Annotated in this window: 25 protein-coding genes; 9 read left to right on the forward strand and 16 right to left on the reverse strand. The window is 32.8% G+C overall.

The features are described 5' to 3' along the window. Positions 1 to 5: 5 nt before the first annotated feature. Together emtB and LQ615_RS05550 are read right to left on the reverse strand one after the other, a co-directional pair. Positions 6 to 677 carry a metal ABC transporter permease EmtB gene (gene emtB, locus LQ615_RS05545; RefSeq protein WP_064204227.1) on the reverse strand — a complete coding sequence of 224 codons (672 nt, stop codon included), beginning with the start codon at positions 675 to 677 and terminating at the stop codon, positions 6 to 8. After that, positions 674 to 1396, reverse strand: a complete 723-nt coding sequence (locus LQ615_RS05550) for a methionine ABC transporter ATP-binding protein (RefSeq protein WP_064204228.1) — start codon at positions 1394 to 1396, stop codon at positions 674 to 676. Before LQ615_RS05550 ends, emtB begins: the two co-directional genes overlap by 4 nt. A gap of 249 nt (positions 1397 to 1645) precedes the next feature. Here LQ615_RS05550 and hemQ point away from each other — a divergent pair, with 249 nt between their 5' ends. Continuing rightward, complete coding sequence (gene hemQ / locus LQ615_RS05555; RefSeq protein ID WP_016999454.1) at positions 1646 to 2398, forward strand: hydrogen peroxide-dependent heme synthase; 753 nt, start codon at positions 1646 to 1648, stop codon at positions 2396 to 2398. A gap of 259 nt (positions 2399 to 2657) precedes the next feature. Here the strand turns inward: hemQ and gltS are convergent, their stop codons facing one another. Further along, positions 2658 to 3866, reverse strand: coding sequence for a sodium/glutamate symporter (gene gltS / locus LQ615_RS05560; RefSeq protein ID WP_064204229.1), 1209 nt, complete (start codon positions 3864 to 3866; stop codon positions 2658 to 2660). Between the two features lie 476 nt (positions 3867 to 4342). Between gltS and LQ615_RS05565 the strand changes: the two genes are divergently transcribed. Beyond that, positions 4343 to 5701, forward strand: coding sequence for an APC family permease (locus tag LQ615_RS05565; RefSeq protein WP_064204230.1), 1359 nt, complete (start codon positions 4343 to 4345; stop codon positions 5699 to 5701). A gap of 86 nt (positions 5702 to 5787) precedes the next feature. Here the strand turns inward: LQ615_RS05565 and LQ615_RS05570 are convergent, their stop codons facing one another. From LQ615_RS05570 to LQ615_RS05585, 4 genes are read right to left on the reverse strand one after another with little or no spacing between them, the layout of a single operon-like run. Then, positions 5788 to 7266 carry an APC family permease gene (locus tag LQ615_RS05570; protein ID WP_064204231.1) on the reverse strand — a complete coding sequence of 493 codons (1479 nt, stop codon included), beginning with the start codon at positions 7264 to 7266 and terminating at the stop codon, positions 5788 to 5790. 53 nt (positions 7267 to 7319) lie between these two features. Next, positions 7320 to 7682, reverse strand: a complete 363-nt coding sequence (locus tag LQ615_RS05575; protein WP_016999450.1) for a DUF423 domain-containing protein — start codon at positions 7680 to 7682, stop codon at positions 7320 to 7322. Between the two features lie 21 nt (positions 7683 to 7703). After that, positions 7704 to 8042, reverse strand: coding sequence for a DUF5327 family protein (locus LQ615_RS05580; RefSeq protein WP_064204232.1), 339 nt, complete (start codon positions 8040 to 8042; stop codon positions 7704 to 7706). Beyond that, complete coding sequence (locus tag LQ615_RS05585) at positions 8035 to 8706, reverse strand: uracil-DNA glycosylase (protein WP_257504544.1); 672 nt, start codon at positions 8704 to 8706, stop codon at positions 8035 to 8037. Before LQ615_RS05585 ends, LQ615_RS05580 begins: the two co-directional genes overlap by 8 nt. A gap of 106 nt (positions 8707 to 8812) precedes the next feature. Here LQ615_RS05585 and thiD point away from each other — a divergent pair, with 106 nt between their 5' ends. Further along, positions 8813 to 9643, forward strand: coding sequence for a bifunctional hydroxymethylpyrimidine kinase/phosphomethylpyrimidine kinase (thiD, locus tag LQ615_RS05590; protein ID WP_064204233.1), 831 nt, complete (start codon positions 8813 to 8815; stop codon positions 9641 to 9643). A 71-nt stretch (positions 9644 to 9714) separates the two neighbouring features. Here the strand turns inward: thiD and LQ615_RS05595 are convergent, their stop codons facing one another. The 4 genes from LQ615_RS05595 to LQ615_RS05610 all read right to left on the reverse strand — a co-directional run bounded on the left by LQ615_RS05595 (position 9715) and on the right by LQ615_RS05610 (position 13109). Further along, the gene (locus LQ615_RS05595; protein WP_016999446.1) at positions 9715 to 10059 is read right to left on the reverse strand and encodes a hypothetical protein; all 345 of its coding nucleotides are present in this window, start codon (positions 10057 to 10059) and stop codon (positions 9715 to 9717) included. A gap of 94 nt (positions 10060 to 10153) precedes the next feature. Beyond that, positions 10154 to 10888: a glucosamine-6-phosphate deaminase gene (nagB, locus tag LQ615_RS05600; RefSeq protein ID WP_016999445.1), complete on the reverse strand. Its 735-nt coding sequence runs from the start codon at positions 10886 to 10888 to the stop codon at positions 10154 to 10156. Positions 10889 to 10890: 2 nt separating this feature from the next. Then, positions 10891 to 11559: an N-acetylmannosamine-6-phosphate 2-epimerase gene (locus LQ615_RS05605; protein ID WP_064204235.1), complete on the reverse strand. Its 669-nt coding sequence runs from the start codon at positions 11557 to 11559 to the stop codon at positions 10891 to 10893. A gap of 14 nt (positions 11560 to 11573) precedes the next feature. Then, on the reverse strand, positions 11574 to 13109 hold the full coding sequence (locus LQ615_RS05610) for a PTS transporter subunit EIIC (protein ID WP_016999443.1): 1536 nt from the start codon (positions 13107 to 13109) through the stop codon (positions 11574 to 11576). Between the two features lie 120 nt (positions 13110 to 13229). Between LQ615_RS05610 and LQ615_RS05615 the strand changes: the two genes are divergently transcribed. The 4 genes from LQ615_RS05615 to folE2 all read left to right on the forward strand — a co-directional run bounded on the left by LQ615_RS05615 (position 13230) and on the right by folE2 (position 16052). Next, a complete protein-coding gene (locus LQ615_RS05615) occupies positions 13230 to 14036 on the forward strand; it encodes a MurR/RpiR family transcriptional regulator (RefSeq protein WP_016999442.1) in 807 nt (268 codons plus the stop codon). Positions 14037 to 14113: 77 nt separating this feature from the next. Then, positions 14114 to 14473 (forward strand): YojF family protein, encoded by a 360-nt coding sequence (locus LQ615_RS05620; RefSeq protein WP_016999441.1) that lies wholly within the window; start codon positions 14114 to 14116, stop codon positions 14471 to 14473. Between the two features lie 12 nt (positions 14474 to 14485). Then, positions 14486 to 15154: a bacillithiol biosynthesis deacetylase BshB2 gene (gene bshB2 / locus LQ615_RS05625; protein WP_064204236.1), complete on the forward strand. Its 669-nt coding sequence runs from the start codon at positions 14486 to 14488 to the stop codon at positions 15152 to 15154. A 19-nt stretch (positions 15155 to 15173) separates the two neighbouring features. Beyond that, the gene (folE2, locus tag LQ615_RS05630) at positions 15174 to 16052 is read left to right on the forward strand and encodes a GTP cyclohydrolase FolE2 (RefSeq protein ID WP_016999440.1); all 879 of its coding nucleotides are present in this window, start codon (positions 15174 to 15176) and stop codon (positions 16050 to 16052) included. 102 nt (positions 16053 to 16154) lie between these two features. Here the strand turns inward: folE2 and LQ615_RS05635 are convergent, their stop codons facing one another. The 3 genes from LQ615_RS05635 to tadA all read right to left on the reverse strand — a co-directional run bounded on the left by LQ615_RS05635 (position 16155) and on the right by tadA (position 18240). Then, positions 16155 to 16739 (reverse strand): NADPH-dependent FMN reductase, encoded by a 585-nt coding sequence (locus tag LQ615_RS05635; protein ID WP_064204237.1) that lies wholly within the window; start codon positions 16737 to 16739, stop codon positions 16155 to 16157. A 107-nt stretch (positions 16740 to 16846) separates the two neighbouring features. Continuing rightward, on the reverse strand, positions 16847 to 17713 hold the full coding sequence (locus tag LQ615_RS05640) for a Cof-type HAD-IIB family hydrolase (protein WP_016999438.1): 867 nt from the start codon (positions 17711 to 17713) through the stop codon (positions 16847 to 16849). 59 nt (positions 17714 to 17772) lie between these two features. Beyond that, positions 17773 to 18240, reverse strand: a complete 468-nt coding sequence (gene tadA, locus LQ615_RS05645; RefSeq protein ID WP_037539269.1) for a tRNA adenosine(34) deaminase TadA — start codon at positions 18238 to 18240, stop codon at positions 17773 to 17775. Between the two features lie 83 nt (positions 18241 to 18323). On the opposite strand from tadA, the gene LQ615_RS05650 reads away from it, so the two are divergent. Together LQ615_RS05650 and LQ615_RS05655 are read left to right on the forward strand one after the other, a co-directional pair. After that, entirely contained in the window at positions 18324 to 18938 is a 615-nt protein-coding gene (locus tag LQ615_RS05650) for a deoxynucleoside kinase (protein WP_064204238.1), read from the forward strand. Continuing rightward, on the forward strand, positions 18928 to 19596 hold the full coding sequence (locus tag LQ615_RS05655; protein ID WP_016999435.1) for a deoxynucleoside kinase: 669 nt from the start codon (positions 18928 to 18930) through the stop codon (positions 19594 to 19596). The genes LQ615_RS05650 and LQ615_RS05655 overlap by 11 nt, the downstream gene beginning before the upstream one ends. A 129-nt stretch (positions 19597 to 19725) precedes the next feature. Here the strand turns inward: LQ615_RS05655 and LQ615_RS05660 are convergent, their stop codons facing one another. Together LQ615_RS05660 and LQ615_RS05665 are read right to left on the reverse strand one after the other, a co-directional pair. After that, a complete protein-coding gene (locus LQ615_RS05660) occupies positions 19726 to 20439 on the reverse strand; it encodes an HAD family hydrolase (RefSeq protein ID WP_064204239.1) in 714 nt (237 codons plus the stop codon). A 70-nt stretch (positions 20440 to 20509) separates the two neighbouring features. Then, the gene (locus LQ615_RS05665; protein WP_016999433.1) at positions 20510 to 21604 is read right to left on the reverse strand and encodes a branched-chain amino acid aminotransferase; all 1095 of its coding nucleotides are present in this window, start codon (positions 21602 to 21604) and stop codon (positions 20510 to 20512) included. Positions 21605 to 21680: the final 76 nt, after the last annotated feature.

The following is a 21680-nucleotide window of genomic DNA, read 5'->3' on the forward strand; positions in this document are numbered from 1 at the left end:
CTACACTACTTTCTTTTATCTAATTTTCTAGAGATATTATTTCCTAACATTTGAATGATAAATACAGCAATAATAATGATGATAATTGCGAAATACATTATTTCCGTTTCATAACTTTGATAACCATAGCGAATAGCAAAATCTCCAATACCTCCACCACCAACAATGCCCATCACTGTTGAATATGAGACCATGCTTACTATCGTTGTCGTATAAGCTAATATAATACCGCTACGTGATTCAACTAAAAGAAAATTCCATATATATTTTAATTTTGTTGCACCTAGCGACTCAGCTAAAACTTTTATTTCTATCGGTATATCTAATAAAACTTGTTCTACTAGTCTTGAAAAAATAGCAATACCTACAATACTTAAAGGTATTATCGATGGGTATGGACCAAAAGCGCTCCCTAAAATTAAACGAGTTAAGGGAATTAAACTGATGACAAATAATAAATATGGAAATGAACGAATAAAAGTAATTAAAAAATTAAAAGACCAATAATAATTTCTATTTAATTCTTTAATACCTGGATTGGATAAAAACAAAGCTATACCTAAAGGTAAACCAATTAGTAAAGTAATAATCATGGAAAATCCTAGCATGATACAAGTTTCCTGCAAAGATTGAAGTAATTCTGGTAAGTAATAATTTATTTTTTCAAAGAAAGTCATCCTTCAATACTCCGTTTAACATTTTCTAAATAAGTACCTGTATTTTTTTCTATGCTTTTGTTTTTATTTTCAATAATATCTAGCAACTGTCCGTCCTCCATCACAAACACTTCTTCACACAATTGTTTAACAACACTCAATTCATGTGTAACAAAAATAATGGTAATACTATATTCTTTGTTAATTTTCTTAAGCATTTTTATGATTTCTTCAGTATTATTCTCATCTAAACTGCTAGTCGCTTCATCACATAGCAATATATCTGGGTTTCTAACTAAAGATCTCGCTAATGCTACACGTTGTTTCTCGCCTCCTGATAATTTAGAAGGATAATCGTTCATTTTATCTTCTAATCCAACAAATTGAATAAGTTCTTTCACTCTATCCTCATTCTCTGCATTTATGATTTTCAAAGGCAAAGCTATATTTTGATACACATTTAAGTTATTCAATAAATTATAATGTTGAAAGACCATACCTATTCTTTCCTTATACTTTCTAATCACTTTTTTTGATAACTTATTAATTTCTTGTTCATCAAAAATAATTTTACCTTCAGTTGGCTTTTCTATAAAATTAAGTAACTTTAATAACGTTGTTTTGCCAGAACCACTTTTACCAACAATACCAGTAATAGAACCAGATGCTACTGAAAAGGAAAGATTTTCAACAGCAAACTTCCCTCTATACTTTTTCGATACACTCTCTAATTTATACACTTTTTACACTCCTATATAATAAAATTTTCAGGCATCTAATTTAAAATATTTTTATAATATTTATTTAATTATTATCCACCAAACAAAAAAGATAATCAACAACATTAAAAATACAATTAAATATAAGTCAGTGCGTCATGTCCGAAGTACTTTTCTTCACAACACTGTAAAAGTTGAGTCCTCTATTTCTTTTCTAGTATGATAAACTTAGATAGAGAAAAGAATTAATCTAAAAGGAGCGAAATCATAATGAACGAAGCAGCAAAAACATTAGATGGTTGGTACAGCTTACATTTATTCTATGCAATAGATTGGACAAGCCTAAAAACTGTGCCAGAAGATGATAGAAATACGATAGTTGAAGAGTTTAAAAAATTCCTTGAAGGATTAGAAACTGTTCATAATAATAAAGAAGGCTCTCATGCTTTTTATAACATAACAGGTCAAAAAGCAGACTTAATGTTATGGTTCTTACGTCCTGATGTTAAGCAATTAAATGCTTTAGAAAATGAATTAAACAAATTAGATATTAGTGATTTCTTAATTCCAACATATTCTTATGTTTCAATAGTGGAATTATCTAACTATCTAGCTGGTGATTCAGATGAAGATCCATATGAAAACCCATATGTAAAAGCTAGATTATATCCTGAAGTACCACGTTCAGAATATGTTTGTTTCTATCCAATGGATAAAAGACGTGACGGTGAAGATAACTGGTACATGTTAGATATGGAACATAGACGTAGCTTAATGCGTTCACACGGTTTAATCGGACGCAGTTACGCTGGTAAAGTTAAACAATTCATTACCGGTTCAGTAGGATTGGACGACTACGAGTGGGGCGTAACTTTATTCAGCGACGATATGCTACAATTCAAAAAATTAATCTATGAAATGCGTTTCGATGAAGTATCAGCAAGATATGGTGACTTCGGAGCATTCTACGTAGGTAACATTTTAAATATTGACGAATTAAATGACTTCTTTAAACTAAACTAAGATTTCAAGATAAATATAGAGGCTGAAACATCTATTGGTGTTTCAGCCTCATTTTAATTTGCGGTTCGATATTTTATTTTATCGGACCGTATTTCATGTTTGCGGTTCGATATTTTTTATTTATCGACCTGTATTTCGCATTTGCAGTTCGATAATTTTTATTTATCGAACCGCATTTTAAACATTATTTTATAAAGCCCATATATAAATAAATTCTCCTAATCGAGTGGATTAGGAGAATTATTTCGATGTACTATTATTAACTAAATACATTAATAAAGAACGTTACGATTGGTACGCCAAGTAAGTCTATTAAGAATGCACCTACGACTGGTACAACTAGATAAGCTTTTGGAGAGGCACCAAATTTCTTTGTAATAACGTCTAAGTTTGCCATTGCGTTTGGTGTTGCGCCTAACCCGTGACCAATAAATCCACCGATCATAACAGCTGCATCGTAGTTTTTCCCTAATGCGCGGAACACTACAAATACTGAGAACAGTACAATAAATACTATTTGTACTAATACTATAATTGTTAATGGTAACGCTAAATTATATATTTCTGTTAAGTTAATACTCATTAAAGCAATTGATAAGAACAAGCTCAATGATACATCACTAACTCGGTTTGTAATTTTCATATCTACAATGTTTAATTTTCCATAGTCCGAAATATTTCTGATAATAACAGCTATAAACATAGCGCCCACATAAATAGGAACATTAATACCCGTGTAGTCTGTAAATGTATCAGCTAAATATGTACCAATCGCCATACTAACAGTGATAATTGTAAATTGAACGATAAATACTGTAGTTGGATTCATTCTACTATGTAATTCTTTATTATAATCAACATCACTATAATCTAGAGCTGAAGCTTCTGCTTGCTCTGGTTTTAAATCGAATTTTTTAATTAAGAATCTAACAACTGGACCACCTATTAATCCGCCTGCAACTAATCCTAACGTAGCGGCAGCAAGCGCAGCAGTAACAGCTGAATCTACGCCTAAAGTTTCTAAAGTTTTACCATATGCTGCAGCGTTCCCATGTCCACCTTCCATTGACATAGAACCTGCTGTTAAACCTAGTAACGGAGGTATATTTAACACCTTTGAAAGTGAAACACCAATAATGTTTTGACATGTAGCCAAAATACCACAGAAAATAAAGTATACTATTAATACTTTACCGCCGAGTCGTAATAATTTTAAAGATGCTCCTAAACCTATTGTAGTAAAGAATGCTAACATAAAGAAATCTTGAATAAATTCAGATTCTAATTTTATTGTAACCACGTTTGTTGATTGTAAAATTGCTGCTAAAATTGCAAAAATTAACCCACCTATTACTGGAGCAGGTATACATAATTTCATTAATATAGAAACATTATTTACAATTGCCTGCCCTAATAAAAGCAAGACACATGCTAGCGCCAACGTTGTAATAGCATCGAGCTCTAACATTTTACATTCCTCCTCAAACGACAATCCTGATTGTTTTCATGCTAAATGTCATTTATTTTTATTTTTAAGTAAGTGCTTACAAAGCCACGTTGAACATTATACATACTTTATTTAAATAAATCTAGCAAATATTTAATAGTGTAATATAACTCATTTCGTCATTAGTTGCATATTCGTTTATATGCATTATTGTTTATTCTTTATTATTATATTTAATGCTTCTCGTAGCCCTTATCATACTGATATTAACAATTACTTACATTTTTGTTACTGTAGTTATTGGATAAGTATCTTTATCAATATAATTAGCTATCAGCAATCTTTTTAAAAGTTCACTGTTTATATTGTTTCATTACTTAGCTATTTTCTCTAAAAATTCATTAATGGTTTAAAAAATCCATTCACATTCCTCGTTTATCGTGTATATTAAGTAATAGATAAATATTACTTACAAAATCTATTTTCAAGGAGTATTTATGAAAAATAATCAAGAACAATCACTACAAAAATCTATTGGTCTAATGACCGCAATTACTATTGTAATCGGTACAATTATCGGGTCAGGCGTATTTGTAAAACCTGCTGTTGTATTAACACATGCAGGTACAAGTAATCTTGCCATTTTGGCTTGGGTAGTAGGAGGCGTGCTTACATTAGCAGCAGGACTTACAATTGCTGAAGTAGGTGCTCAAATTCCAAAAACAGGCGGTTTATACGCATACATACGTGACATTTATGGTCCATTTTGGGGCTTTTTAACAGGATGGGTTCAAACGATCATTTATGGTCCTGCAATTATTGTTTCGCTCGTGCTATTTTTTGGTATTTTAGTTACAAACTTTTTTAATATTAGTAACGATTTAAGTGTTTGGATTGGATTTATAGCACTAATATTTTTAACACTTGTAAATATATTAGGTACTAAATTTGGCGGACTTATGCAAAATATCACGACAATTGCAAAATTAATTCCTGTAATTGCTATTATTGTATTTGGTCTTTTATGGGGAGACGAAGGTATATTCGGTAAAGATGTTACATCTCTTATCAAAACAGACGGCGAAATCAATTTTGGTAGGGCTGTACTCGCTACATTATTCGCATATGATGGCTGGATTATGTTAACGAACATGACCGGGGAAATGAAAAAACCTCAGAAAAACCTACCTCTAGCTATGTTAATTGGTTTATCTGTCGTAACCTTGGCATACGTATTAATTAACATTTCAGTATTTCACGTTATCCCAGCTGAAAAACTAGTTGGCTTAGGTAATACTGCAAGTGCCGAAGCAGCAAAAGCACTATTCGGAGATATCGGTTCAAAAATCGTGAATATTGGTGTCATTATTTCAATTTTCGGTTGTTTAAACGGAAAAATCATTACATTCCCACGCATACCATTTGCGATGGCTGAAGATGGGTTATTACCATTACATAAATATGTCGGTTATATTAGTCCTAAGTTAAAATCACCATTAGGCGCTTTAATGACTGTATTTGGAATATCTGTAATATTAATTATATTAACGATTTTATTCCCGAACACAGTTAACGCTGATTATTTATCTGAAGTTACGATTTTCATCATATATTTATTCTATATGATGGCATTTGTAGGACTATTTATACTTAGAAAACAAAATAAAGGAACTAAAAGAGATTATTCGGTACCGCTATATCCATTTGTACCTTTACTAGCTCTTTTCGGTGGCGCATTCATTATCATTAACACTTTAATATCTGATTTTATGGGTTCATTATATTCATTAATCATTTTAGCTATTGGTGTACCAGTTTATATGTATTTAAATAAAAATAAACAACGTCGCTCATAAAATAGATAACTAAATTTATTAAATAAAAAGCTCCTAATCCGTTAAGTTTCTAACGGATTAGGAGCTTTTTTTCGATCACGAATTATTTAATTTTTCACTTCTGTTTTTGCTTCAAGCTCAATCATTTCTTCTTTTGATTTATCTAATACTAGATAATTTAATTCATCATTTGTCATTTTCTTAAGTGAAGGATATCTAACCATAAAGAATACTAAGCCTAAGATTAACCAAACAAATAGTGCAATATATGAAGGTAATGAAAGACTCGCTGGTGATCCTGGAATCAGTAATAGTCCTAAGAATATTAACGCAATAATCGCACCTATTAAAGCAAATGTTTTATATTTCGGATGATACATCATACTTCTCTTATCATATGAGAACAACTTAAATGCTGATAAACATGTGATAAAGTATGCGATTGAAACACCCGTTGAAGACATGTCTACAATCCATGTTAATGCTGTTCTACCTAACCAAGGCGCTACTAATGCTAAAACGAGTATAAATATAATACTAATATATGGCGTATTGTATTTAGGATGTAATTTTTTGAACACGCTTGGCATAACTGCTGCTCTACCCATTGAGAATAACAATCTACTAGAGCTCATAAAAAAGCCATTTAATCCAGTGAATATCCCCATCATAATAGAAACGATTAACACTGCTAAACCTACAAATGAGAACCCTTCTTTTACAACTGAACCTGTTACCCATAAATTCCCTCCAATTGAAGAAGGATCTTTGAATAACCAACTTGTTAGAAGTATCATCATTACATAAGTTATTGCTGATGCTAATAAACTAAATACGATGAGTTTGAACGTCTTACTTGGTGCAAAGTTAAATTCTTCGGCTGTTTGTGGAATGTTGTCAAAGCCTACGTAAGCCCAAGGTGCTACAGCTAATATCAATAGTATCGAGCCTAGCCAACCTTCTTTCTCACTTATTGCAGGTTGTAAATTTGAAAATGAAAAGTCTTGTGTGAAAAATGAACCTGCAAATAGTAGAACGACAACAACTGCTAATATAACACAGAATATATACTGTAAATTTCCTGAAAAACTTGAACCTTTAATACTTATCCAAGCAAATATTAATAAAATTAATGAAGATAATATAATTTCAGTGATATAAACGTCCCATCCTGCGATAGTGTATAGCTTACCTTGTTCTAAAAACCCAGGCATTACAAATTTAAATAACAAACTGAATGCTGACGCGTTTAAAGCAACAATACATATGTACCCAAAGGTTAAAAACCATGATGAAAAGAAGGACACATATTTCCCGAATCCTAAGTAACCAAATGCAAAAGCTCCACCTGATACAGGGAACTTCTCTACTAATGCGCCATAACTTATAGCTATAACAATCATTAATAGTGCACCTAAAAATATACCTATTGAAGCACCTATTGGACCTGCTTGGCCTATCCAATCTCCTGGAAGTATAAATGCGCCCCAACCTATGCTTGAGCCATAAGCTATGGCCCAAACAAATTTCTCAGATAAGTTCTGTTCTAAATTCCCTCTTGATAAATCTTTCTTTCGTCTTGCCATTAATGTTCCACCCTTATTTTTATTTTTCGTGAAACGCGACTAACTTTTATACCTTATAATTTCCAAACCGCGATTACAAGTAACAACCAACTAACTATGAATAACACGCCACCTATCGGCGTAATAGCACCTAATACTTTAATTTGTGTTAAAGCTAATATATATAAAGAACCACTAAAGAATACAATTCCGAATGTCATCAACCAACCTGCAATATTTAAATTTGCAGTTGTTGTGCCAGAAACAATACCAATAAGTATTAAGCCTAGTGCGTGATACATTTGATAAGTTGTTGCTTTTTCCCAAATATCTAAATATTTAGCTGATAATTTGTTTTCTAAACCGTGAGCTCCAAAAGCACCTGCTGCAACAGCAATCATTGCATTTATTGCCCCAATAATGATAAATAATTTCATTTTCTTACTTCCTTTCTTTTATTAAAAATCAAAAATTGAATCTCCATTTCCTATACCATCATCAGTCGTTAAAGTATTTTCATTTTGTTTTACCGTTGATTTATCAGGTACTTTTCCACCCATTTTTCTAATTTCTTCATTAGATATTTGAGGATTTTCTTTTTTAATTGGCGTTGAAGAAGTTTTCATATAAGGTTGTTTCACTTCTATACCTTGGTTATTTCCCTCTTCTGCATCAATTAATCCACTTAAAGTGTGAATTGCATGCATATGTTTATTAAATGTTTCATTATTTGTCGCGTTATCTGCATGTACCAATTCATCTTCAATCGCTGATATTAATTGATCTCTGCTAATCATTTACCTCACCTCCACACCAATTGATCGGTTCTTTACCTTTTGATTTTAAAAACTGATTTGTTTCACTAAATGGTTTTGATCCAAAGAATCCTCTATGAGCTGACAATGGGCTTGGATGAACCGATTTAATAATATGATGTCTTTCTGTATCAATGAGTTTAATTTTCTCTTGTGCTGGTTTACCCCATAAAATAAAGACGACATCTTCAAGTTCACGTGAAATACTTTTAATGATTTCATTCGTGAAAATTTCCCAGCCGATATTTTTATGAGAATGTGCTTTATGTGCTTCCACAGTTAATACTGTGTTCAATAATAACACACCTTCTTTTGCCCAATCTTGTAAATGTGGACTAGTACGCTTACAACCAATATCCGACTCCAATTCCTTGTAGATGTTTCTTAAGGAAGGTGGAAACTTAGCATCAGGTTGTACTGAAAAAGCTAAACCGTGTGCTTGATTTGGCCCATGATACGGATCTTGACCTAAAATGACGACTTTAACATTGTCTAACGGTGTTAAATCAAATGCTTGATAAACATTTTCTCTAGCTGGATACACCGTTGTATTTTGATAAGCTTCTTCTAAAAAAGCTTCCATTTCTGAAAAATCATGTTGCTCTTTTATATTGTGAAAGATTTCTTGCCAATCCATTTTTTTCACCTCTTTAAAAATGATAACATAGCCTTCATGAAATGGTCATAACTATTTTTTACAATTAAAAAACATGATATGATATCTTATATGAATATATTGGGAGGAATTACCGATGGCATTAAAAAAAGTCTTAACTATAGCAGGATCAGATACAAGTGCTGGTGCTGGAATGCAAGCTGATTTAAAAACATTTCAAGAACACAATACTTATGGAATGGTTGCATTAGCAGCTGTTGTTACAATGGACCCAAAAACTTGGGCACATGATGTGACGCCATTACCTCTTGATTTACTGGATAAGCAGTTAAATACAGCTATTTCTATCGGTCCAGATGCAATTAAAACTGGTATGTTAGGTTCTGAAGAAGTTATTAAACGTGCTCGCCAAGCATATGACGAGTCAGGTTCTGAAATCTTTGTTGTTGACCCAGTTATGGTTTGTAAAGGCGAAGATGAAGTACTTAACCCGGGAAATACTGAAGCAATGATTAAAGAATTATTACCTAAAGCAACAATTGTAACACCAAATTTATTTGAAGCGGGACAACTTTCTGGTTTAGGTAAATTAACATCTATCGAAGATATGAAAAAAGCTGCTGAAAAAATACATGAGCTTGGTTCACAATATGTCATCATTAAAGGTGGTAAAGCGCTAGAATCAGACAAAGCCTTTGACTTATTCTATGATGGTAAAAAACATGTATTACTTTCTACTGATAAATTCCAATCTAGTTATAATCATGGTGCCGGCTGTACATTTGCTGCTGCAACTACTGCTAATTTAGCTAACGGTGAGTCTCCAGAAGATGCTGTAAAACACGCTAAAGCATTTGTTGCATCTGCAATAAAAAATGGCTGGAGAATGAATGAATTCGTCGGTCCAGTTGATCATGGTGCAGCAAACCGTATTGAAAAAATCGAAGTTTATACTGAAGAAGTATAAATAAAAACTACACGTTTAAAAAGTCTACAGAGTATCTCACTTTGTAGGCTTTTTTACGTGTAGCCTTTTCATTATTGTCCAATGCCAAATTCTGCTTTTATTTTGGCAATCACTTTTTGTTTTTTAAATAGTTTCATTTCATATTCATAAAGCGTCATATTATCTAATTTACTTTCATTAAGACACACGATTTCAGCTTCATAATTTTCTAAAGTCATAATACGTTCAGTTTGTTCAAATTCGGTTTTGATTTGTTTTAGTTTTACGTTACTGCCCATATAAGGCTTAAAACTATCAAATTCACGAAGAACACTTAGTAAATATTGAACTGGTACTTCTTCATAATACTGATATCCCATGATATTACAATAATCTAAAACCGCTTCATCATTAAATGAAATACGCTTTCTTTCCACTACTTTCACCCGCCGTTTCTTAAGGCTCATTCTTTGTAGTAGTAATTGTACTTTAAACGATATCATCTATCAAGTTAATATTTACATATGTACTTTAAGATTCTTTATTACTATAAGCACTATTATCTACAATAATTTCTACATTCGGGTGATTGTACAATGCTGAAGCTGGAAGATCAGTCGTAATTTCACCTGACAACAACTTTTGAATCGCTTCTGCTTTTTTTGGTCCAAAAGCTAATAATATGATGCGTTTAGCTTTTAAAATAGATTGAATACCCATTGAAATTGCTTGTTTAGGTACTTCTTCTTTCGTTTCAAAATATCTACTGTTAGCTTCTATTGTTGATTCTGTTAAATCAACTACACTTGTTAAACTATCAAATGATGTTCCTGGCTCATTAAAACCGATATGACCATTTTCACCAATTCCTAATATTTGTATGTCCATTGGACCTTCTTTATCTATTAGATTCTCATAGCGTTCTACTTCGCTATTTAAATCATTTGCTGATCCATGTGGTAAATGTATTTTTTCTTCATTCCAACTAGATAAATGGTTAAATAATATATCGTGCATATATGTGTAATAACTTTCTGGATGATCAGAGTCGATTCCTATATACTCATCTAAATTAAAGGTTGTAATATTACTTAAATCCAATTTATTTATTTTAATTAAATTAACTAATTGTTCATATACGCCGACCATTGTACCACCAGTAGCTAAACCTAACACACTCTTATTGTCAGTTATGATTTGCTTTAATAACTCATTTGCAACATAATGACAAGCTTCTTTTTCAGTACCTAAATTTATAAATTTCATGATTATCCCTCTATTTCTTTAATAAATCGTTTTGTAATTTCTAAAGGTCTTGTAATTGCGCCTCCAACAACTGTGCAATGAACACCTAAATCCGTTACACGCTTCAACATTTCAGGTGTTACAACGTTTCCTTCTGCTATCACTTTAGCTTCGACTTTATTTAATACATCTTTTAAAAATTGAAAGTCATTTTCGTATAATACATGACCTTTAGTATATGATGTATAACCTCTTAATGTTGTACCAACATAGTCAAACCCAAGCTTATCAGCATTGATTGCTTCGTCTAAATCTGATATATCAGCCATAATTTCTACATTTGGTGCGTTATCTCTAATATACTGAACAATTTCTTCAAGTGATTCTTTTGGTCTTTCTTGTTTAGTCGCATCTAGAGCAATTACCTCACATCCACTTTCAATCAACTCATCGACTTCTTTCGTAGTAGCTGTGATAAATACGTTGGAACCTTCGTAATCTCTTTTTACAATACCGATGACTGGTAAGTCGACTTCTTTTTTTATTGCAATAATGTCTTCTTTCGTATTTGCTCTAATTCCTTTAGCGCCACCTTGATAAGCGGCTAATGCCATTTTACTCATAATAAATGAAGAATGTAATGGCTCTTCTGGTAATGCTTGACATGAAACAATTAATCCTTGCGGTAACATTTAAAATGCACTCCTTATTTTTCTTCTAATGCTTCTTCAACTTCATTTTTAATTGTTGTTACATGAGGACCATATATAATTTGTACACCTGTACCTTTTTGAACAATACCTCGTGATTCAGTTGATTTAATCAAATCTTCATCAATCTGTTCACCATCTTTAACGGTCACTCTCAATCTTGTTGCACAACAATCTACAGCATCAATGTTTTCCTTGCCACCCAAACCTTTAATAATTGTTTGCGCGCGTTCACTTGCTTTAACAGTTTCAACCGCCGCTTCATCTTCACGGCCAGGCGTCTTAAAGTTAAATTTAGTAATTAAAAATCTAAATGTAACGTAATACAGTAAGAACCAGACTATACCAATTGGAATCACTAGTAAATAATTTGTCTTACTATTACCTTGTAACACACCGAACAGTATATAATCAATAAAACCACCACTAAAAGTTTGTCCAACTGTAATATTAAATATATCAGCCATCATAAAGGCTAATCCATCAAATATAGCATGGATAACATATAAAACTGGCGCAATAAATAAGAAACTGAATTCTAAAGGCTCTGTTATACCTGTTAAGAATGACGTAAGTCCCGCTGAAAGCATTAAACCACCTACGACCTTTTTCTTTTCAGGCTTTGCAGTGTGGTAGATAGCTAATGCAGCACCTAACAAGCCAAACATCATTGTTATAAATCGACCAGACATATAACGCGAGATGCCCGAATAATAATGTGTTAAATTAGCATCGCCTAACTGAGCGAAAAATATATTTTGTGTTCCTTGAACAATTTTACCGTTGATTTCCATTGTACCACCTAAAGCTGTTTGCCAGAATGGTAAATAGAATATATGATGCAGTCCAAATGGTCCAAGCATACGTAATACAAATCCATAAATGAAAGTTCCTATAACACCTGTCTTATTCACAAGTCCACCTGCACCAAATATCCAACCTTGGATGGTCGGCCATACAAAGTACAATACAACACCTAATACTATAGAAGCTACAGAGGTTATAATAGGTACGAATCTAGAACCACCAAAGAACCCTAAAAATGGTGGCAATGTAATCTTGTTATATTTATTATGTAAAAATGACGTCAAAATACCAACGATAATACCACCAAATACACCTGTTTCAACTGTTTGGATTCCTAGCATCATCCCTTGCCCTGCTTTAGCAAGTGAATCTTGAGATGCAATATTGTCAGTAATCGTCAATAACGCGTTCATAGTTGCATTCATAATTAGAAAGCCTAACATCGCTGCTAGACCAGCTGTACCTTTATCACTTCTCGCTAATCCAATCGCTACACCTATAGCAAATATTACTGGTAAATTAGCAAAAACAATATCTCCTGCTGAAGACATTAATATAAAGATATATTGTAATAAATCCACATCTAAGATTGGATAAGCTTTTATTGTATTTGGATTACTCAACGCACCTCCAATACCCAGAAGCAAACCTGCTGCTGGTAATATAGCGATGGGTAACATAAATGATTTCCCGAATTGTTGTGCCTTATCAAAAATTTTACTCATGGACACACCTCCTATTGAAACTAAATATAACACCATGAAAAGATTAGTCAATAACATTCGTTGTTTTGAAAAACTTTTTCAAATATAATACACATATTATAGAAAACAGGAGTGTTAACCATGAATTTTGAAAATCGTATTCAACAATTTTCATATCTTTTCACAAAAACGGACGAAAAAATTGCACAGTATATTACTACTCATCCGAAAGGCGACCATTTTTCAACAATTACTGCATTAGCTTATGCTATTAGTGTTTCACCTTCTAGTATTTCTCGTTTCAGTCATAAACTTAATTATCAGCATTTCCAAGATATGAAATTTAATATTCAACAATCTTATAATGGAACAGATATTCAAAATGTACCTCTCATACAACGGATATATGAATATCATCAATCTATCATTCAACAATCAGGTGAATTTATTTCTAATAAAAAAATAAATCAATTGATCGAAGTATTAATAGAAAGTGAACATGCGTTATTTGCAGGATTAGGTAGCTCAGGTTTAACAGCCACTGAGTTCTATTACAGAACAATGCGCATGGGTATTAAAGGAAATTCAGCGACAGATGTGCATCAAATAAAAATTGGTGCTTCTTTGCTCACTGAGCGAGATACATTTATTGCCTTGTCTAATAGTGGAGAAACAAAAGAATTGGTTAACGCTGTTAAAATCGCTAAAGATCATGGTGCCACAATTATTGCGATTACTAACTATGCTGGTAGCCCTCTTTCCACTCTCTCAGACATAACGATTATGACGATAGATCAAACTAGAATAAATGATCATCAATTTATTAACACTCAAATTTCAGCTCATTTTCTAATAGATGTTGTCAGTTACATGCTTTTATCACACGAAAGTCATTTAACACAATACGACCATACTAAAGAAGTTATTTTAAAGGATAATAATTCCTGAGTTGTGAGCAGAATGTATATAAATTTACTCGAGAATTTAGTAGAATAGTAAAGTATATACTATGAGGAGTGAAAGGCATGGAATTAATTCAAATAGATCAAGTTCAAACCTTAATATCAGAATATGAAAATAAGCCAGTTTATCTTCATGTAGAGACAACAAATGGTGCGTATGCGAATCACTTTGATCAAAAAGTGTTCAACGCTGGTACATTTTTAAGAAATATTCAAGTTACATTTACCCATGCTCATTTAACAGGTGGCGTTAAAGAGCCTTTCCGTGTGGGCCTTAAATTAGACAATAATGGCTGGGTTTATGTACAAGGTTTGACACATTATGAAGTAACGGAAAATAAAGAATTATTATTAGCGGGATTAAATCATGAAGGGCAACTTGCTGCTAGTTTAGAAATTAGTAGTAAACCGTTTAAGGAATAAGAGGTGACGACAATGGATAAAGAAAGACAAGTATTGGTTATATTCCCACATCCAGATGATGAAGCGTTTGGAACTTCGGGTACATTAAGCAAATTTATAGATAACGGTGTCCCAGTTACTTATGCATGCTTAACTTTAGGTCAAATGGGTCGTAATCTCGGCAACCCTCCTTTTGCAACAAGAGAGTCTTTACCGTTTATTAGAGAACGTGAATTAGAAGCAGCTGCTGAAGCAATTGGTATTACTGATTTACGTAAAATGGGTTATAGAGATAAAACTGTTGAATTTGAACCAAAAGATGAAATAGATAATATGGTAAAATCTTTAATAGATGAATTAAATCCATCACTAATAATATCATTCTATCCAGGCTATTCTGTACATCCAGACCATGAAGCAACTGCAGAAGCAGTAATAAGAACAGTAAGCCGTATGGAAAAATCAGAACGTCCTAAATTACATTTAGTAGCATTTAGTAATGACACGTATAGCGATCTCGGAGAGCCCGATGTAAATATAGATATAACTGGTTATGAGGAACGTAAAATGAAAGTACTTCAAGCTCATGCATCTCAAACCGGACCAATGTTACAAAACCTCGCTTCAAATACACAAGAGAGTGAAGCGGCTAAAGATATGTGGTTGAAGTCAGAACATTTCTGGACATATCATATTGAATAGATAGTTGGAGGCAATGTTAATGAAACAAATCGATTTATCAACACGTGAAGCGCGATGGAAATATTTTGGTTCAGTAGATCCAATCAAAGGAACGAAACCTACTGAAAAAGAAAAAATGCCTGATTTACAAAGTTCTAAAAAAGATTTTCTATTCGAAATTGAGCATGTTGGTATTAAAAATTTAGTTTATCCTGTTAAAATAGATGGTTTTCAATCAATTGGTAATTTTGAGTTTTCAACAAGTTTAAATCAAGATGAAAAAGGTATTAATATGAGCCGTATCATCGAAAGTGTTGAAAAACATTACGATAACGGTGTGCCTTTAAGTTTTGATTCTTTAAAATCATTACTCAATACACTTGAAAGTGCAATGTTCCAAAATACAGCTTCTGTAGACGTATCAGCTAAATGGTTCTTTAACCGATACAGTCCAATTACTCAACAAAAAGCTGTTGGAAACGCTGATATACGTTACATTTTATCAGTATCAGACGACAAACTTACTAAAAAATCATTAGGTATCGAAGTACCGGTTACAACACTATGTCCTTGTTCTAAAGAAATTAGTGAATACTCTGCTCATAACCAGCGCGGTATTATTACAGTCCTAATTGATTTAGACACTGAGACTGATTTACCAGATAATTATAAAGAATTGATTTTAGACGGTATGGAAGCAAATGCGAGCTCTATGCTTTATCCAATACTAAAACGTACAGATGAAAAAGCAGTTACAGAGCGTGCATATGAAAATCCTCGCTTCGTAGAGGACTTAATTAGATTAGTAGCGGCAGATTTAGTCGAATTAGAATGGATTAATGGTTTCGAAATAGAATGCCGTAATGAAGAATCAATACATCAACATGATGCATTCGCAAGATTAAAATACTCAAAATAATCATATATAACTAAAAAAACAGCCAAAATTCTTATTTAAAAAAGAATTTTGGCTGTTTTTCATTTTTATTTAACCCTAGTAACCACTCGTTACTTTCCTTAATTACAAATTCACTTCTTCTTCTTCAGTTTCAACCCATGGATTATTCTGAATTAATTTAATGATTTGCTCTGTAAATAGTTTAACGCGTAATTTAATATCATCTACATCCACATAGTAAGTGCCGTCTTCTGTTTTTCCGTAATCTGCATCTTGTGTAGAGATTTGGACAGGTACAGCAATTCCTAACAAGTTTCTCATGATAATTCTTAAGTGTGATAATGGTTCCGTACTACGCATGCCACCACTATTGCAAATTAATCCAACTGGTTTCATTTTGAATTCGTCCATCGTTAAATGGTCTAATGCATTTTTTACTACGCCTGAATATGAACCGTGATAATTTGGTGTACCAATTATAATAGCATCTGCTTCTTCAGCTAGTTCTCGTAATTCATTAACATTTGCTTTAATACGTTCATCATTTAAGTGTCGGCCAGATACATCTAAGAACGGAACTGGCTTATCATATAAATCAAACAATGTTACCTCTGCTTCTTGTTCTTCTAAGTTACCGCGAACAAATTGCGCCAGTGCATGTGTATGAGAGTATTGTTTAGCGCTACCTACAATAAGTAATACTTTCACTGTTGTCACCTCAAAATCTATGATATTTATTATACCTCACAGTATAACATACTGAATAACTAAGAGTTTATACTCAGTTAAAAATCAGTCTAATGGACTATTAACCATTACTCTTCGCTTTTCAAAGCTTGTATGATGGCTTTACCAACACCACTATTTTCGTTTGTATCTGTTATATAATCCGCCATTTCTTTAACTTCAGGTGCACCATTTTCCATTGCAACTGCGTATCCTGCTTTTTCTAACATAGAAATGTCATTTAAATTATCACCTATCGCCATAACATCTGACATTGGTATTTTGAGTTGTTCAGCGATTGCTTCTAATGCGATTCCCTTTTGTGCATCAGAATGTGTAATTTCTATATTCCCTCTTGAAGAAGAAGATACAGCTAAACTTTGAGACTCAGAAATTTCTGCTTTAGCTCTATCGATTTTTTCTAAATCACTCGCAAATGCTAAGATTTTCAAAATAATTTCGCCTGGACGTTTACTAATTTCGTCATAGCTATCAACTTGTTTCAAAGTCCCATTATCTATACGATTTTGTATATTAGCTCTAATTTTCTTAACATCCGCTTTTTGGCCAGCTTTTTCTGCTATATCCACATAGATTTCTAAGTCTTTCTCTGGGTCTTCTGTATAAATACCAAAGTTCGTATACACTTGGTAATAAATATCTTCACTATTTAAGACACCTGTAATTTTATCAATTAATGGACGTGTTAATTTAGATGTATGAATAATGTTAAATTCTTCATCCCTTAATTCAGCCCCGTTTAAACAAATATAAGGTAAAGTCAAATCTGTTGGTGCAATTGGACCATTCGCTTCATAAAAAGCTCTTCCCGTAGCAATAACTACCGTAATACCCTTAGATTGGGCATATTTTATTGCTTCATAGTTCTCATTAGAAATTTCGTGTGCTGCATTTAGTAAAGTACCATCCATATCTGTTGCGATTAACTTTATCATTAGAGAGACCTCTTTTCTTTATATTCAACATAAATTCTAACAAATTATCTGTATAAACTCTATGAATCTGAACTCTTCTCTTTGTTTTGCTTCTTTTTCGCTCTTTTTTCTTTAAAAAACGTACGAAGCATCTCTCCGCACTCTTCTGCTAATATTCCTCTTTCTACTGTAGAACGATGATTAAACCTTGTATCTTCTATTAAATTCATTAAACTACCACTACATCCACCTTTAGGATCACTTGCGCCGTATACAACATGAGGTATTCTACTCATTACTATAGCGCCCGAGCACATAACACAAGGTTCTAACGTTACATATAAAGTAGTATCTTCTAAACGCCATGAATTTAAATATTCAGATGCTTCTTGTATTGCCAGCATCTCAGCATGTGCAGAAGGACTTTGTTCATTTTCTCTTAAATTATGCCCTCGTCCAATTACTTCTCCTTTATACACAACAATTGCACCAATTGGTACTTCGTCCATTTTCCATGCTTTTTTCGCTTCTTCAATAGCAAGTTTCATATAATTTTCATGCACGTTTTATTTCACTCCGTTTAATTTGTGATAGAATAGGTATGTCTATTTTAACACCTGGAGAGATAAATATGAAAAAAACCTTTATTGCAATTGAAGGACCTATAGGAGTCGGGAAAAGTTCTTTAACTAAAAAGCTTGCTAAAGCTTTGAATTATAAAGAAGAATTTGAAATTGTAGATGAAAATCCATTTCTAAGTGATTTTTATGATGACATTTCAAAATGGAGTTTTCAAACTGAAATGTTCTTCTTATGTCATCGCTATAAACAATTAACAGATTTACAAAATGTGCAAGGCATCGTAAGTGATTATCACATATTTAAAAATAAAATTTTCGCTAAAAACACTTTAAACGATTTTGAATATGATAAATTCAGTAGAATCTACGATATCTTAACTGAAGATATTCGCATGCCAGATCAAATAATCTTCCTCGATGCTTCCTTAGATGTTCTTCAAGAACGCATTGCCAATAGGAATAGATCCTATGAGGCTCAAATAGAAGACGATTACTTAGCACAATTAAAACACGACTATAATCAGTTTTATAAAGAAGTAAAAAATGAAATCGATGCAATACAAATAGATACTTCAAATTTAGATTTCGTTCATAACACCTCAGATTATCAACATGTTTTACATTTATTACAACCATTGATTGGAGAGATTAAACATGACCAATAAAGTCATTCCCAGTAATGCGATTATAACGATTGCTGGTACTGTTGGGGTAGGAAAGTCATCATTAACAACAGCTCTAAGTGAGCGTTTAAACTTTAAAACATCTTTTGAAAAAGTAGATAACAACCCATATTTAGAAAAATTCTATCACGACTTTGAACGTTGGAGCTTCCACCTTCAAATATACTTTTTAGCAGAACGCTTTAAAGAACAAAAAAGAATGTTCGAATATGGCGGTGGATTTATACAAGACCGTTCCATTTACGAAGACGTTGATATTTTCGCAAAAATGCATGAAGAACAAGGAACAATGACACAAGAAGACTACGCAACTTATAGAGAACTATTTGAAGCAATGGTTATGACCCCATACTTCCCTAAACCAGATGCATTAATTTATTTAGAATGCGACTATGAAGATGTTATACAACGCATCAAAAATAGAGGACGACAAATGGAAATCGAAACAGACGAACAATATTGGAAAAAACTTTTCGCACGCTATGATAATTGGATTAACAACTTTACAGAGTGTCCAGTTGTTCGTGTAAATATAAATGATTATGACTTATACGAAGACCCAGAATCAATCAACAAAGTCATCGACAAAGTAGCACACGTCATTGAAACACATCGCGCTATCGATACAAGAGTGAAGTAGGAACTATATAGGTAGGATAAATCTTTTCCTAAAATAAACATCCCAACCCGTTAGAATTATCTTTCAGGTTGGGATTTTTTTGTTGTCTTTGAATTTGAAAATGTATACTTGACTGAGGCAAGGCTCCAATCATCTACCATTCCATTCTGTTTCTTTTTCATAAAATTCATTTATGTCTTTGTATATATAATCCGCTTCTTCCAAGTCTGATTTTTCGCCAGTACCGCTTAGTACACCGACTACTACACCGAAATGTGAATTTCGTCCCATTTGTATATCTGTTGGGGTGTCCCCTATTATTGCTATTTCTTCTGGTACAACGTTCCATTTTGCATAAAAGTCTTCTACCATTTTAGGGTCTGGCTTTTGATAACCGTTAATAGTAGCGGTAATTGTATCGTCTATTAAATGACTGACACCTGCATCTTTGATAAAGCGTTTTGTTCCGTCTTGATCGTCGCTCGTTATAATCGCTATTTGATATCCTTTATCTTTGAAATGTTTTAATGTATTTTGCATGTCGTCTATTACGACCGTTTCTGGATTATATTCTGCAATTAAATCTTTGCTTAATTGTATTGTCCAGTCTTCTACTTCTTTATTATTTTCATGATTAGCGTATTTTTGAAATTTTTTTACGATATCAGATAATGTTCCTGAAGCTAAAATACCACTTGCTAAAAATTTCCCGTCTACATATCCTAATTCTTCTTGTAATGATTGTTCTTCTTCAACTTGATATTGTTCTATAAATTTATTGATTATCACAAGAGAGATTTCAGACCATGTTTCATCAAACTTTAGTAATGTTCCGTCTTTATCAAATAATAGCCAATTAATCATATATGTATTCTCCTTTAAAAAATCAGGCTGGGACAAATAGATGTCTCAGCCTGATTTATTTTAAATATCTTTATACTGTCTCAATACGGCTTTCTTGTCCTACTACTACTCTCCAACCATGTTTATCTTCTTTCTTACCTGTTTGGATTGCTGTGTACTCATCAAATAAATGATTTGTGATAGGACCCGTCTTATTATCATTAATTGTAATTTCAACTTCATCATATTTTAAGAAGCCAACTGGTGAAATAACAGCTGCAGTTCCTGTGCCGAATATTTCTGTTAAACGACCATCATGATGTGCATTGACTACTTCATCGATTGAAATTCGTTTTTCTTCAGTTTCATAACCCAATTCTTGGGCTAACTCGAGCACAGTTTTTCTTGTAATACCTGGTAAAATACTACCATTTAATTCAGGTGTTACTACTTTACCATCGATTACAAAGAAGATATTCATACTACCTACTTCTTCGATATATTTTTGTTCTACACCGTCTAACCAAAGAACTTGATCAAAGCCCAATTCATTAGCACGTGTTTGTGCAATTAAACTAGCAGCATAGTTTCCACCACATTTAGCAAAACCTACTCCACCTCTAACAGCACGAACAAACTCATCTTCGACATATATACTTGTTGGTTTTAATTGTTCATCACCATAATATGCACCTACAGGAGAAAGAATCACTAGAAATTCATAATCTGTTGACGAACGTACACCTAAGTATGGTTCAGTTGCATATACAAATGGTCTCACATATAAAGATTGGCCTTCACCATTAGGCACCCAATCACGTTCTATATCAATTAGCTGTAATAAACCTTCTAATACTTTGTCTTCGTCGATTTGTGGCATTTCCAAACGTTTTAACGATAAATTGATTCTTTTGAAATTTTGGTCAGGTCTGAATAACGTTACTTCATCTCCGTCTTTATATGCTTTCATGCCTTCAAATACTGTTTGACCATAATGAAGCCCTTGTGCACTTGGCGATAAAGTAATTGGCCCATATGGAATAATTTTAGGCTCTGACCAGCCTTCACCTTGTTTATAAGACATAGATAGCATATAATCTGTAAAGATTTCGCCGAACGCTAACTTTTGGAAATCCGGTTTTTCTTTCAGCTGCTCACGCTGTTCTACGTAAAATGTTTCTGACATAATGATTCCTCCTAGGCTAATTAATAATTAATGTTATCAAGTATATCAGTCATAGAGGGGTTATTCAATAAGTTTT

Origin of the sequence: Mammaliicoccus sp. C-M13 (genome assembly GCF_022386845.1) — a bacterium.
GTDB classification, from domain to species: Bacteria; Bacillota; Bacilli; order Staphylococcales; family Staphylococcaceae; genus Mammaliicoccus; species Mammaliicoccus lentus.